Source organism: Methylobacillus sp., from assembly GCF_036844465.1.
In the GTDB taxonomy this organism is placed as follows: Bacteria; Pseudomonadota; Gammaproteobacteria; order Burkholderiales; family Methylophilaceae; genus Methylobacillus.
This window is the reverse complement of the sequence record NZ_DAIUFW010000001.1, coordinates 163,243-176,923: the sequence shown is the minus strand read 5'-3', so window position 1 is coordinate 176,923 and position 13,681 is coordinate 163,243. Positions and strand designations below refer to the sequence as shown.

Sequence of the window (13,681 nt, the reverse complement as noted above, 5' to 3'; positions counted from 1 at the left end):
AAAAGGCTCTGCTGTAGGTAATAGTCTTGTTAGCGATCTTAACCGTATTTGCGAAACTGGCCGACCACCACGCCGAATATCTCAAAATCGCCTTCGGGCCGGATGATGGGAAAATCCTTGTTAGCGGGAATCAGGACAAACCTCCCGTCCTGCTTGCCCAGAGTCTTGAGCGTAAATTCCTTGTTGAGAATAGCGACAACGATATCACCGACATTGGCAAACGCGCGCTTTTCCACGATGACGACATCGCCGTCGAAAATACCCGCATCTTTCATCGAGTCGCCGCGCACGGTGATAAGGATAGTTTGCGAGGGCTTTTCAATGAGGTAATCGTCGATTCCCATCGTGTCCAGGCTGTCGCCATAGCTCGGCGTGGCGAACCCGGCCTGCACCGTGCTCTCGGCAATGATACGCTCGAAGAAGCGCCTGCCGGGCTTGAGTCGCTTGTCCGGCGCATAGTCCAGGAAGCCTTGCAGCTTGAGCCGCGCCACGAAAGACGTCACGGCATTCTTGGATTTGAAGCCAAGCAACTGCGCCACATGACTGAACGTAGGCAACGTCTTGTGCTCGGCGAAATAGTCCTGGATCTTGCCCAGATATTCAAAGTCTTTGTCTTGTCCCATAAGCAAAAATGTACTGTACGAATGTACACAACGTCAAGCGTTTGCTGTCACAATATTTTGGCATCCCTCACCAGCCTCGAATGGAGCTGTTATTTTAAAAGACGGAATTCAAAAGCAAGAGTTGGAGTGTTTGCATGGAAAGTGTGGCTTATGATGCCTGCAAGACCCGAGAGGATTAGAGTGAGCATCATGAATAAAACAACCGCTGAACGCGCTGCCGCCACCTTGAACGACCCTCGCTGGCAGAAAGTGCTGGCGCGTGATGCCACCGCTGACGGAACATTTTATTATGCGGTCAGGACAACCGGGGTATATTGCCGCCCTTCCTGCGGTGCCCGCCCCGCTCATCCTAAAAATGTGGTGTTCTACAATACCGCGCAAGAGGCTGAGGCAGCGGGCTTCCGGTCGTGCAAACGTTGCAGGCCTGACCAACTGCGCTTGACAGAGCGGCATCGCATCTTGGTGGAGCAAGCCTGCCGCTTCATCGAGCAATCCAGCGTAGCGCTCACCCTGGCGCAGATCGCGGCACATGTCGGCATGAGCGAGCACCATTTCCACCGCCTGTTCAAGGCCGCCACCGGGCTGACGCCAAAAGCCTACCTCACCGCCCAGCGCCAGCGCGTGTTGAAGGAACACCTCGGCCAACAAAGCAAGGTCACAGATGCCATTTATGCCGCCGGTTATAGCTCCAGCAGCCGCTTTTACGAAACGGCGGGACAGGTGCTGGGGATGACGCCTTCGGATTATAAAAAAGGCGGCCAGGATACCGAGATCAGGTTTGCGATTGCGGAATGTTCGCTGGGCAGCATCCTCGTCGCCAGCAGCGCCAAAGGAGTATGCGCCATTCTCATGGATGACGCCCCGGAATTCCTGCTGCGGGATTTGCAGGACAGGTTTCCCCGCTCCACCTTGATCGGCGCGGATGCCGCTTATGAACAGCTAGTGGCGCAAGTGGTAGGCTTTGTCGAAGCGCCGCAGCTCGGGCTGGATTTGCCATTGGATGTGCGCGGCACGGCATTCCAGCAGCGGGTGTGGCAGGCGTTGCGCAATATTCCCTATGGCAGCACGGCAAGCTATAGCGAGATTGCGGAAAAAATCGGCATGCCCAAGGCTGTCCGTGCAGTCGCCCAGGCCTGCGGGGCCAATATGCTGGCAGTGGCAATTCCCTGCCATCGTGTCGTGCGCACCGATGGCGCACTCTCGGGCTACCGCTGGGGCGTTGAACGCAAGCGACTCTTGCTCGACAAGGAAGCGCAGGCCAAGACACGGAAAAACCAGCCGGAAAATGGCAATGAGTGAAACCGCCCTGCCGCATCCATCCCCGGCCAGCATTCTGCAACAGCAGGATTGGCCGACGTTGGAGGATCACCTGAATCATCATGGCTATGCCATTATTCCCGGCCTGTTTTCTCATAGGCAATGCCAGTGGATGGCGCGGCTATATGACAATACAAGCCGGTTCAGGAAACGTGTATTGATGGAGCGCCACGGATTTGGCCAAGGGGAATACCAATATTTTGCCTATCCCTTGCCCACGCCGCTGCAAGCGCTGAGGGAAACGCTTTACACCCATCTGGCCTCCATTGCCAACCGCTGGCAGCAGCTCATGAAGCTGGAGGCGCGGTTTCCGCCACGCCATGCAGATTTCATCGCCCAGTGCCACCAAGCCGGTCAGACATTGCCCACGCCGTTGCTACTACAATATATAAAGGGTGATTACAACTGCCTGCACCAGGATTTGTATGGCGAGCACGTATTTCCGCTGCAAATGGCGGTGTTGCTGTCCGCACCTGGCAAGGATTTTACTGGTGGCGAATTTGTCATGACGGAGCAAAGGCCCCGCATGCAATCCAGGGTCGAGGTCGTGCCATTGCAACAGGGCGACGCCGTCATTTTTGCCGTGCACCACAAACCTGCCACAGGCACGCGCGGCATTTACCGCACGCATCTACGCCACGGCGTCAGCAGGATATTGTCCGGCCATAGACATACGCTGGGCGTGATGCTGCATGATGCAGAAAAATAGGCCGTCATGCTGATTGCTCAATCCCTTCCGCTGCCGCTGAACTACCGGCCCGCAGACATGCTGTCGTTTCATGGGCGCGACAGCCAGAGCGTTTCCGAGCGCATATTGGGCAACATCCTGCAAAAAGGCATGCTCTGGCATGGCAAGCCCGCGTTGCTGTCCATCAGCCTGCAAACCGGGCTTGCGAGGATTGATCTGCAGATAGATGACACGCAGCCATGCCCGGAGGATGCGCCCGCGCTGACTGCGCTGGCCCGCCGCATGCTGGGCCTGACGCAGAATATTGAGCAGTTTGAAGCCGCGCACGGCACGCACCCTGTGGTGGGCACGATGATCCGGCAGCAAAGCGGCTTGCGGGTGCCGGTATGCGCCTCGCCGTTTGAAGCGTTGAGCTGGGCGATTACCGGGCAGCAGATCAGCCTGGCCGCCGCCCTTTCCCTGCGCAGGAAATTGATCCGGCAGGCTGGCATCCGCCATTCATCCGGCTTGTATTGCTATCCTGACGCCTATCATCTATCCGGCATGGATAGCGACACGTTCAGGCTGGCCGGCATATCGCAGGGCAAGGCGACCGCCCTGCTTTCCATCAGCCATGCCGTGCTGGAACAGCGTTTGCCGCTGGACGACTGGCTGCACGCGCCTGCCGAACTTTTCCCCGATATCTCCGCCGCGCTGAGAAACATCAAGGGCATAGGCCCATGGACCGTCAACTACACCCTGCTGCGCGGATATGGCTGGCTGGATGGCTCCTTGCACGGCGATGCCGCCGTCAGGCGCGCCATCCGCACCTTGATGCAGTCCGACCCTCGTCTCCAGGCGTATGAGCTGACCGAAAAATCCGCCGAAAGCTGGTTACAGCCATTCAGCCCGTGGCGCGCGCTGCTCGCGGCGCATTTATGGCAATGGCAAGCACCATGACACAATAGCAAGAATCGGAGTTTTTTTCCTTTCGCCAAGCTTTATAGTGTTTCCTCCTCCATTCGAATAAAGGAAATCTCATGGAACCGATCAGAAGCTGGGCAGCACTTGCCCCTCATGCCGAACTCCAGCCCTATCAATATTCTCCCTCTGCATTGGGTGCGGAAGAGGTCGAGATCAAGGTGGCCCATTGCGGCCTGTGCCACTCTGACCTTTCCATGTTGAATAATGACTGGGGCTTATCCCGTTACCCCCTGATTCCCGGTCATGAGATAGTCGGCCATATCGTTGCCATGGGACCGCAAGTCAAGGGTCTGCAACTCGGGCAACGGGTAGGCATAGGCTGGAATGCCGGTAGTTGCATGCACTGCCACTCCTGCATAACGGGAGAACATAACCTCTGCGGCAGCATACAACCCACCATCGTCAATCACCACGGCGGTTTCGCGGAGCGGGTGCGAGCACACTGGGCCTGGGCAGTGCCATTGCCTGATAGCCTGGATATGACCGCCGCTGGCCCCTTGCTTTGCGCGGGCGCAACGGTGTTCACACCTCTGCTGACCTTTGGCGTCAAACCAACCGATAGCGTAGGTATTGTCGGAATAGGCGGACTCGGGCATCTTGGACTGCAATTTGCCATGGCATGGGGCTGTGAGGTCACGGCATTTACCTCCAATCCCGCCAAATATGACGAAGCCCGCGGCTTTGGCGCGCACCATGTCGTCAACAGCCGTCATTCTGAAGAGATAGTCAAAGCTGCCAATACGCTGGATTTGCTGCTGATTACCGTCAATAATTTGCTGGATTGGTCCGCACTGCTGAAAACCCTGAAGCCCAATGGCCGCATGGCGATTGTCGGTGCAATCCTCGACCCTATGGAAATCTCGGCTATTGACCTTATTTTCGGGCAAAAGAGGGTAGCGGGCTCGCTCAACGGCAGCCCATCCGCCACTGCCGATATGCTGCGTTTCGCTGCACGCCACCGTATTTATCCGCAAGTCGAGCATTTTCCCATGAGCCAAGTGAATGCTGCCATGCGCCATCTGGCTGATGGCAATGCGCGATACAGAGTAGTGCTGGATGCTGATTTTTCCTGATTGCAGTATGCTCATGGCACACCGCCGGGAATTCACGGCGGCGCTCACTTTGCTTGGAGTCTTGCATGACACATTTTGATTTTCTATTGGAACGGGTTGCCACGCCGCTGGGCCAGATGTTGATCGTGACCGATCAGCAACAGCGCTTGCGCGCGTTGGATTGGCAGGATCATGAAGAGGATATGCATACATTCTTCAGGCGTCAGTATCACGGCAACAGTATCAGCCTGCATGAAACCAACCAGACTTCTGCGGCCACGCGCGCCATGTTGGAATATTTCGACGGCAATATCGCCATCATCGACCAGATTCCGTATGCCACGGGCGGTACGGATTTCCAGCGCGCGGTATGGCAGGCGCTGCGGGAGATTCCGCACGGCCAGACCATCAGTTACGGCACGCTGGCGCAACGCATCGGCAAGCCTGCCGCGGTTCGCGCCGTGGGCATGGCCAACGGCGCGAACCCCATTTCCATCGTCATTCCCTGCCATCGCGTCATCGGCGCCAATCAATCCCTGACCGGCTATGGCGGCGGGCTGCCGCGCAAGCAATGGCTGCTGGCGCATGAAAGCGGGATGATGACTGGCAGCTTGATATAAATCAGTGCTGGAGCCGCAGCCTCACCCACTTAGCCACATCACCAGCATGCCCGAGCACAAGGCAATCGCGACCACCGGATAAGTACGCAATGCAAGCTCCCGTCCGCCAATGAAACCCACCAAAGCGGCCTTGAGCACACTGTTGCTGATGACCGCCAGCACGATGCCCTGCACCGCGACATGGCTACCAAGCTCATGCTGCGCGCTGCGCGACAGGGACAAGGTAATGGCATCCACATCGGCGATCCCGGCCAGGAGGGAGACCAGGTAGACACCGGCATCTCCCCAATAGCGCCTGCCCGCCTCCACCAGAAACAGGATCAGTGTCAGCAGCAAGGCGAACCGCAGCGCAGGACCCAGCTCGAACGGGTTGCGCAGCGGAGTTTCAGCGTTTGCGGGCTCTTCCTTGACAGCGCGCCGCCAGAAAACAGCCGCCCCTGCCATATAGACCAGGAACATGATGCCCAGCGGCCAGGCGATCGGCAGCAGCAAGGAGGCGTTCACAACTGCGACTTCCAGCAGCACGCGCGGGAACATCAAGCCTGACGTCGCCAGCAATCCCGCAGCGAGCAATTTGTATAGGTTTTTGGAAGACAACCGCGACAAGGTCAATGTCATGGCCGTGGAGGAAACCAGGCTGCCGAGGATAGCAGTGAGCATCAAGCCGTAGCGCGTGCCTGTGAGGCGCACGGCGATATAGGCAATAAAGCTAAGGGCGGCGATCAGCACCACCATCCACCAGGTGGTGTAGGGATTGAACACCTGCCAGGGATCGTAGGTCTCGTTGGGCAGTACCGGCAGCATGACCACGGATATGAACAATAGCTTCAGCGCGCCGGACAGTTCGGCTTCGCTCAAGCGCTTGAGGAGGGAATGCAGGACATTCTTGAGGCTGAGCAGCAAGGCAACCACCACGGCCCCGGCGCTGGCAAGCATGGCGTAACCCGACAATGCAAGGCTGCCGAGCAGGAAGGTGATGAGCAACGCCAGCTCGCTGGTAATGCCCTGGTCGCCGGTACGGCGCAAATCGCTCACGTAGGCAAGGCTGGCGACCAGCATTAATGCCAGCAGCACCGTGACCCAGACCGCCATGCCCATAGACTGGCTGAGCAAGGTGGTCAAGCCTCCCAATAGGCCGGTTAGCGCGAAGGTACGGATTCCCGCGCTCTGGCAGGATTCCTTTTCGTCGCGCTCCTGCCAGCCGCGCTCCGCCCCGATCAACAGCCCTGCTCCCAAAGCGATGAGCAGGTTGAGCATGATGTCTACGGAAAGCAGCTCGGACATGGAATGTTTTCTCAAATGGCGCAATCGTCATCATACATGATGGTCCAACGCCTAAAAACGCGGCAACGGGCTATTTTCTTGCGGGACGCTCCAGCCCCAGGTGGCCGCGCAGAGTGGCGTGCTCGTAGTCTTTACGGAATAAGCCGCGCTTTTGCAGCACCGGCACCACATGTTCGACAAAATCCCGCACGCTGTCCGGCTGCGACGGCGGCATCAGATTGAAACCGTCCGCGCCGCCATTGCGGAACCAGTGCTCCATCTGGTTCGCCACCTGTTCCGGCGTGCCGACCATGGTGCAGTGGCCGCCGCCCGCCGCCAACCTGCCCAGCAACTGGCGCACCGTGGGCCGCTCGGTCTCGATGATGCGCAGCACCGTGGCATAGCGCCCCTTGGGGCCAGTGAAAGCTTCCAGTGGCGGCAACGGCGGCACCGGAGCATCCAGCTCCCAATCCATGCAGTCCTGGTCGATGAACAACTGCAATTGCCGCAACGAGGTTTCCGCAGGCAGCAGTTCATCCAGCTCGCGCTGCTTGGCGCGCGCCTCCGCTTCCGTCGAGCCGACATAGGTCACCAGTCCGGGCAGGATGGGCACGTCCACCGTGCGGCCCGCAGCCTTCACCCTGGCCTTGACGTCGCTGTAGTATTCCTGGGCCGAAGGCAGGTCGTAGGCCACGGCATAAATCGCCTCGGCGTATTTCGCCGCCAGGTCGCGGCCGAAGCCGGAAGCGCCCGCCTGGAACAGCACCGGGTTGCCCTGCGGCGGACGCGGCACGGTCAAGGGGCCATCCACCATGAAATGCCTGCCGCGATGGTTGATCTGCCGCACCCGGCTTTCATCGACGTAATCCCCCGCGCGGTCGTTGAGCAAGGCGCCATCGTCCCAGCTATCCCACAATTGCAGCACGGCCTGAATGAATTCGTCCGCCCTCGCGTAGCGCTCGGCGTGGCCGGGCATGGCCTCGTAGCCGTGATTGCGCGCTTCCACATCGAACATGGACGTCACCACGTTCCATGCCGCGCGTCCGCCGGAAATATGGTCGAGCGAAGCCATCAGCCGCGCGGCATGGAACGGCGTGAAGAAGGTGCTGGAAATCGTGCTCACCAGGCCGATGTGACTAGTCGCCCGGCTGATGGCCGTCAAAGTGGTCACCGGCTCCAGAAACCAGCGCGGCCCGTCGGTGATGTTGTTGGTGGCATGGCCGTCGGCAAAGAACACCGCATCCAGCTTGCCACGCTCGGCAAGCTGCGCCATTTCCTCGTAATAGCGGATATCTCCCAGCCGCTCGACCGGGGAATCCGGGTGACGCCAGGCCGCGTTGTGGTGGCCGCAGCCGAACAGGAACAGGTTGATGTGCATCATGGCAGAACAAGAGCCTCTTTAGTGAATTCAGGAATGGCAGGCGCTGAATTAGCGGATAGCATGTGCGATCAAGAGTGGCTGACAAAGCTTGGCTTAGCGATCCGCTAGGCGCCCCGTCGCAGAGAGTACAACTAGTACGGCAAGGCGGAGTAACAACGCCAGGAAAGTCTTGTCAGCCGCGCTAGTTCTTGACCAGGCCGCCATCAACCACCAGGTTCTGCCCCGTCACAGCGCGCGACCAGGGCGAGGCGAAGAAAAGCACCGCGTCGGCGAACTCTTCCGGCGTGGTGACGCGGCGCAACGGCGTGCTCGCCGCAATCAGGTCGAACACGGCATCCGGCGTGGCGGCCGAGGCGTCAGTGGTGCGCAGCAGGCCGCCCGATACCATGTTGACGGTAATGCCGTCCGGCCCGAGGTCCTGCGACAAGGTGCGCGTCAGGGAAAGCAGCGCCGCCTTGGCCGCCGTGTAATCGTGATAAGGCACTACCGGGTTCTGGAACAGGTTGGTGCCGATGTTGACTACCCGTCCGCCGCCCTGCGCGCGCATGCCGGGCAAACAGGCCTGGACGGTATTGAGCGCGCCGCGCACCACGCCTTCGAATTGCTGCTGCAACCCTTCCCAGCCAAGGTCATGCGCATGCGCCCGCGCATCGCCGTTGAACTTGAAATCAGGCAGGGCATTATTGACCACAACCGTGATCGGCTTGCCGAAATGCGCTTGCGCCTGCTCTGTCATCGCCCGCACGGCAGCAGCATCGCTCACGTCCGCCTGGATCGCCAAAGCCTGTCCCGGCGCTTCATTGGCCAAGGCCTCGGCGGCTTCCGCGCTGTGAAGATAGTTGACGACCACGCCCGCCCCCTGGTCGAGGAAAGCGCGGGCGATATGCCGGCCCAGCCCGCGGCCGGCGCCGGTGACGAGCACGAGTTGTTCTTGAATCGGGAATAGCGGTGAAGATGGATTGCCCATGTGATTCCTTTGCAATGGTCCATGGCAAGGAATTACAAGGCAGGCAAGCTGCGACAGGCATTCCTCCGCCAGTATGATCTGGATCAGGTATACGGGTGTGTTCTCAGCCCTAAAGCAGATACTGCAACAAGGCACCCCGTGCCGAAAGACAGAACCATAGCATGGAATATAAAGAATTTACATCCGGCATCATGTGAAAATCACCATGAAAATCGTTATAATCTGGCACCGAAACGGCAAAACCTTATTGGGCCGTTTCAATCCTAGGGGAGCCGCTTGCGGCTGAGAAATGGCAATTGCCATGACCCTTAATACTTGATCCAGATCATGCTGGCGAAGGGAAGGAAATAGCGCATCCATCATTGTGCGTACTCCTTGTCGTTCGTCGATTACAGGAGTCACCACGCAATGCTCAGTACACAAGCCGCCCTCGCCTGGCTAGTCTTTTTCGCCGCCGTTTTTGCCATTGCCGGCATGGCCTATTCGCGCAGGTTCCGCGGCAACCTTGAAGAATACATCGTCGCGCGCAACAGCCAGGGCACGCTGGCCAGCATCATGACCCTGCTGGCTTCGTCGCTGGGCGCGTGGATATTGTTCTCGCCCGCGCAAGCGGCGACCTGGGGCGGCCTGACCGCCGTGATCGGCTACGCCATCGGCGCCATGTCGCCGCGCATCGCCATGATCCCGCTTGGCAAGCGCATGCGCGAGCTGATGCCCAACGGCCACTCCCTCACCGAATTCCTGGTTGCGCGCTACGGCAAGCCCATGTACCTGCTCGCACTGACCATCATGCTGTTCTACCTGTTCATCGCCATGAGCGCCGAGATCACCGCTATCGCCAAGATGGTGACATTGCTGGCGCCCGTGCCGCTCTGGGCCACCGCCGCCATCGTGCTCGGCTTCACCCTGCTCTACACCACCTACGGCGGCCTGCGCGCCTCCATCTTCACCGACAAGGTGCAGATCGTCATCATCATCCCGTTGCTGGCGGCGCTGGTCTTCATCGGCTGGCAGGCCACCGGCGGCATTGCCCCGGTCGCGGAAAAGCTGCAGCAAACCGCGCCGCAGCTGATCAACCTTGAGGATATCGGCGGCATCAAGGCCGGGCTGACCTTCTTCGTCGCCATCCTGCTCACCGGCATCTTCCACCAAGGCAACTGGCAGCGCATCTACTCCGCCAAGGACATTCCCACCATGCGCAACGGCTTCCTGCTCGGCGGCCTGCTGGTCGTGCCCTTCATCTTCATCATGGGCCTGTTCGGCCTGGCCTTCATGGCGATGACACCGGATGGCGACAGCTCGGTGGCCTTGTTCAGCGTGGTCATGCCCAATATCCCGCTCTGGCTGGCCGTCGCCCTGATTCCGCTAGGCATCTCGCTGGTGATGTGCAGCGCGGACACGGCCATCAGCGCCATCTCGAGCATCGTGGCGGTGGATATCGGCCGGGTGATGCCGAGGAGCAGCGCCGCCAGCCTGATGCGCCTGTCGCGCTGGCTGGTGCTGCTGGTTGCGGTTCCCGTCTTGATCGTCGCCGCGCAAGGCTACAGCGTGCTCTACCTGTTCCTGCTCGCCGACCTGCTATGCGCCGCCGCGGCATTCCCGGTGTTCTTCGGCCTGTTCAGCCGCTCCCACACCGGCCGCGAAGCCGTCATAGGCACCACTGCAGGGCTCGCCGCCGGCCTATCCATGTTCCCCATGCCCAACCAGCCGGTGGCGCATTTGCTGGAATCCTTCCTGCTCGCCGCCCTGGTCCCGGTCGCCGTGATTGTCCTCATGCGCCTTCTTAAACGCCGCCAACAGCATTTCGACCTCACCACGCTGAACAGCGGCATCCGCAAACTGGATAGCGAGCAGCTTTGAGATGGCACGGCCTTGTTGACAAGTCTTTCCCGACGCGGCCATCATCTAGACCGTAAGACACCGGATATTGTCATCTAAACAACACGGGAGGATCGCATGAATACGGAATGGAACAGTATGTGGGGCGCGGTACAAACCGGCCTCGGCGACAACATGCTTCAACTGCTCGGCGCGCTGGCCATCCTCGTGCTGGGCTGGCTGTTCGCAGTGCTGGTGCGCGCCGGCGTGCGGCGCGGCCTGGGTATGGCAGGCACCAACCGCCGCTTTGCGCAATTGACCGGGCAGACCGGGAAGCCGGTGGATATCGAAAAAGGTGTGGCCGTCAGCCTGTTCTGGATCGTGCTGTTGTTCACCTTCGTCGCGGTGCTCAATTCTCTCGACTTGGCCATGGTATCCGGCCCGTTCGCTGCGCTGCTCACCGAAATGTTCGCCTATGCGCCGCGCATTCTCGCGGCCCTGATACTGGCGCTGGTCGCCTGGTTGCTGGCCAGCCTGGTGCGCGCGCTCATCACGCGCGTGCTGGCGAAGACCGCGCTGGATGAAAGGCTGGCCGAGCATGCTGGCATGGCGCCCATCAGCGACGGCCTGGCCCAGGCGCTGTTCTGGTTGGTGATATTGCTGTTCGTGCCAGCCGTGCTGGGAGCGCTGCAACTGCAAGGCCTGCTAGACCCGCTGCGCGACATGGTGGCAAGGGCGCTCGACATCCTGCCCAATGCCGTCGCTGCGCTGGTGATCGGCGGCGTCGGCTGGATCGTCGCCACGGTGCTGCGCAACCTGGTCAGCAACCTGTTGCGCACCGCCGGCGCCGACAATCTCGGCCAGCGCGCCGGTATAACGGAAACGCTGCGCCTGTCGCACGTGGGAGGCTTGCTGGTATTCATCGCGGTGTTCTTGCCGTCGCTGATCGCCGCGCTCGACGCCCTGCGCATCGAGGCGATTTCCCGCCCGGCCACCGACATGCTGTCCATGTTCCTGGCAGCCGTGCCGCACATCATCGCTGCCGGCTTGATCCTCGCGGTCACCTGGCTGGTGGGCTCGTTTGCTTCGCGCCTGCTGGCCAGCCTGCTGCAAACGCTCGGCTTCGATACCCTGCCGGCTCGCGTCGGGCTCGGCCATGCTTTTGAAGGCAAATCGGCTTCCGGTTTCGTCGGCAAGGTCGCGCTGTTCTTCGCCATGCTGTTCGCCACGGTGGAAGCCGCCAACCAGCTCGGCTTCCTGCAAGTCAGCGACATCATCGCCACCTTCATCCGTTTCGGCGGCGACGTGCTGCTCGGCTCCGTGATCCTGGTGATCGGCTTCTGGCTGGCCGGCATGGCGCATGAAGCCATCAGTCGCGCCGCAGGCCCCAACAGCCGCGGCCTGGCACGCATCGCCCGCTTCGCCATCCTTGGCCTAGTAGTCGCCATGGGCCTGCGCGCCATGGGCATCGCCGACGACATCGTCAACCTGGCATTCGGCCTGACACTAGGCGCTATCGCAGTAGCCGTGGCGCTATCCTTCGGCCTCGGCGGACGCGAAGCGGCCGGCAAACTAATGGAACACTGGCTTTCGAAATTCCGCCAGGACGATAAGTAAAAAACCTATCTGAAGTAACGCTCAGTTAGACAAAAGCCGTTCAGCAAAGCTGAGCGGCTTTTTTTCGGTACTTCCTACTACCCTCTACAATAGCTTGGTGAAAACAACGCTCCCAATCACTAATCAAGCTCTGTCGCACAGGAGTCAACAATCTCAGTCACACCGGCCTTAATCGACTCACGCATACCAGGAACAGAGAGTAAACAGAGCGTTTCCTGGATGGCAATCCAATCCTCCTCCGCAACAAGTACCGCATTGCTACGTTTTCCAGTGATAAGGACTGGGCAATGTGATTGCGCTGTCTGTTCCATGAGTCGATACAGATTGGCGCGAGCTTCTCTGGCAGTATGTGTGGTCATGGGGATGCTCCAAAGACTAGAGTAGGGATGGCTTGAACGAAAGGTTACTGCTTGATGAAACAACAAGACGCGCTACCGCCAGTGCATCTTGCACAACCTCATCTATAAGGCAAAATCCATGGGCATGCAGCTTGTTCCGGGCGACAATATCGCATAAGACAACCAGAAAAATCAATCAGTTACTTGGTGCTTCTTGAGAGATAACTTTTTGGATCGTGCGGCATTTTGGAAAAGCGGAGCATCCCCAGAACTTGCTACCCATGAGGTCTCCACTTTTTGTTGTGCGCAGAACCATTTTTTCCCCGCATTTTGGACATGATCTTGGCGCATCTGGATTTAAGTGACGTTGAACATTCCGTACATGTTCACGACTTGTGGCGAGCGACGGTACCATTCTGCCGGTGCTAATTGCAGTGACCACTGCCTCAACTTCGGAAAGCGATAGAAAAACTTCGGTCTTTGACTTGATGTAAGAAATATATCCACCCGCGTAAGTAACGTTTGCCGGCATCTTCGTCTTGAACTCGCTCCCCCCGACAAAGACAACGACAGAGTGAATTTTCTCCGGCGGAAGATTTAATAGGGCTTCAAATGCTTTGACGTGCTTATAGTTTTGACGAAGCGGATTTTGAAATTTGTTGGTTTTCTTGAAAATCTTCTGTGTCCACATGGGCTGATTTTCATCACCAAAAATCCAGCCGCTATAGTTCTTTGTTTCAACGACAAACAAACCGAATCGTGACACGAAGATATGATCGATTTGCGTCGTTCCATCGGGCGTTTTAAGCGTGACATTGTGAATTGGGCGGTACTCCTTTGGGTCAAGGAAGAACTTTGCAGACAAGCTGACCAACCATTCACCAAAGACTCCCTTAAACCATGGTGTTTTAAGGACAGCGCCGACAATGAGTAGAGGAAATATCCACCACAGTTGAACAAATAGTGATTTAAGCATGGGTGTATGTACTTGCTGAAGTTACCTAACAGCCCAGATAAGCCGCCCGCCGAAGGCG

The 13,681-nt window shown here is 58.8% G+C and carries 13 protein-coding genes and 2 riboswitches; of the genes, 7 read left to right on the top strand and 6 right to left on the bottom strand.

Annotation, left to right across the window (positions count from 1 at the left end; all coding sequences use genetic code 11):
- Window positions 1-38 precede the first annotated feature (38 nt).
- Window positions 39-623, bottom strand: a complete 585-nt coding sequence (locus V7Z75_RS00905) for a LexA family protein (RefSeq protein WP_334106463.1) — start codon at window positions 621-623, stop codon at window positions 39-41.
- 189 nt (window positions 624-812) lie between these two features.
- Between V7Z75_RS00905 and ada the strand changes: the two genes are divergently transcribed.
- The 5 genes from ada to ogt all read left to right on the top strand — a co-directional run bounded on the left by ada (window position 813) and on the right by ogt (window position 5,263).
- Window positions 813-1,922, top strand: a complete 1,110-nt coding sequence (gene ada, locus V7Z75_RS00900; protein ID WP_334106461.1) for a bifunctional DNA-binding transcriptional regulator/O6-methylguanine-DNA methyltransferase Ada — start codon at window positions 813-815, stop codon at window positions 1,920-1,922.
- Window positions 1,915-2,649 carry a 2OG-Fe(II) oxygenase gene (locus tag V7Z75_RS00895; protein WP_334106459.1) on the top strand — a complete coding sequence of 245 codons (735 nt, stop codon included), beginning with the start codon at window positions 1,915-1,917 and terminating at the stop codon, window positions 2,647-2,649. The genes ada and V7Z75_RS00895 overlap by 8 nt, the downstream gene beginning before the upstream one ends.
- A 6-nt stretch (window positions 2,650-2,655) precedes the next feature.
- A complete protein-coding gene (locus V7Z75_RS00890) occupies window positions 2,656-3,567 on the top strand; it encodes a DNA-3-methyladenine glycosylase 2 (protein WP_334106458.1) in 912 nt (303 codons plus the stop codon).
- 80 nt (window positions 3,568-3,647) lie between these two features.
- A complete protein-coding gene (gene ahr, locus V7Z75_RS00885; protein WP_334106457.1) occupies window positions 3,648-4,664 on the top strand; it encodes an NADPH-dependent aldehyde reductase Ahr in 1,017 nt (338 codons plus the stop codon).
- A 65-nt stretch (window positions 4,665-4,729) separates the two neighbouring features.
- Entirely contained in the window at window positions 4,730-5,263 is a 534-nt protein-coding gene (gene ogt / locus V7Z75_RS00880) for a methylated-DNA--[protein]-cysteine S-methyltransferase (protein ID WP_334106456.1), read from the top strand.
- 21 nt (window positions 5,264-5,284) lie between these two features.
- Here ogt and V7Z75_RS00875 read toward each other — a convergent pair whose 3' ends face one another.
- The 3 genes from V7Z75_RS00875 to V7Z75_RS00865 all read right to left on the bottom strand — a co-directional run bounded on the left by V7Z75_RS00875 (window position 5,285) and on the right by V7Z75_RS00865 (window position 8,889).
- Window positions 5,285-6,547 (bottom strand): MgtC/SapB family protein, encoded by a 1,263-nt coding sequence (locus tag V7Z75_RS00875; RefSeq protein ID WP_334106455.1) that lies wholly within the window; start codon window positions 6,545-6,547, stop codon window positions 5,285-5,287.
- A 70-nt stretch (window positions 6,548-6,617) separates the two neighbouring features.
- Window positions 6,618-7,904, bottom strand: a complete 1,287-nt coding sequence (locus tag V7Z75_RS00870) for an LLM class flavin-dependent oxidoreductase (protein WP_334106877.1) — start codon at window positions 7,902-7,904, stop codon at window positions 6,618-6,620.
- 184 nt (window positions 7,905-8,088) lie between these two features.
- Window positions 8,089-8,889, bottom strand: coding sequence for a 3-oxoacyl-ACP reductase (locus tag V7Z75_RS00865; RefSeq protein WP_334106453.1), 801 nt, complete (start codon window positions 8,887-8,889; stop codon window positions 8,089-8,091).
- Window positions 8,890-8,917: 28 nt separating this feature from the next.
- A riboswitch (TPP riboswitch) is annotated at window positions 8,918-9,023 on the bottom strand.
- Between the two features lie 106 nt (window positions 9,024-9,129).
- Window positions 9,130-9,233: riboswitch (TPP riboswitch) on the top strand.
- A gap of 49 nt (window positions 9,234-9,282) precedes the next feature.
- Here V7Z75_RS00865 and V7Z75_RS00860 point away from each other — a divergent pair.
- Both V7Z75_RS00860 and V7Z75_RS00855 read left to right on the top strand, forming a co-directional pair.
- Window positions 9,283-10,734 (top strand): sodium:solute symporter family transporter, encoded by a 1,452-nt coding sequence (locus tag V7Z75_RS00860; RefSeq protein ID WP_334106451.1) that lies wholly within the window; start codon window positions 9,283-9,285, stop codon window positions 10,732-10,734.
- Between the two features lie 96 nt (window positions 10,735-10,830).
- Complete coding sequence (locus V7Z75_RS00855; protein ID WP_334106450.1) at window positions 10,831-12,309, top strand: mechanosensitive ion channel; 1,479 nt, start codon at window positions 10,831-10,833, stop codon at window positions 12,307-12,309.
- Between the two features lie 119 nt (window positions 12,310-12,428).
- On the opposite strand, the gene V7Z75_RS00850 is transcribed toward V7Z75_RS00855, so the two are convergent.
- Together V7Z75_RS00850 and V7Z75_RS00845 are read right to left on the bottom strand one after the other, a co-directional pair.
- Complete coding sequence (locus V7Z75_RS00850; protein WP_334106448.1) at window positions 12,429-12,668, bottom strand: type II toxin-antitoxin system Phd/YefM family antitoxin; 240 nt, start codon at window positions 12,666-12,668, stop codon at window positions 12,429-12,431.
- A 175-nt stretch (window positions 12,669-12,843) separates the two neighbouring features.
- The gene (locus V7Z75_RS00845) at window positions 12,844-13,623 is read right to left on the bottom strand and encodes a nuclease-related domain-containing protein (protein ID WP_334106445.1); all 780 of its coding nucleotides are present in this window, start codon (window positions 13,621-13,623) and stop codon (window positions 12,844-12,846) included.
- Window positions 13,624-13,681: the final 58 nt, after the last annotated feature.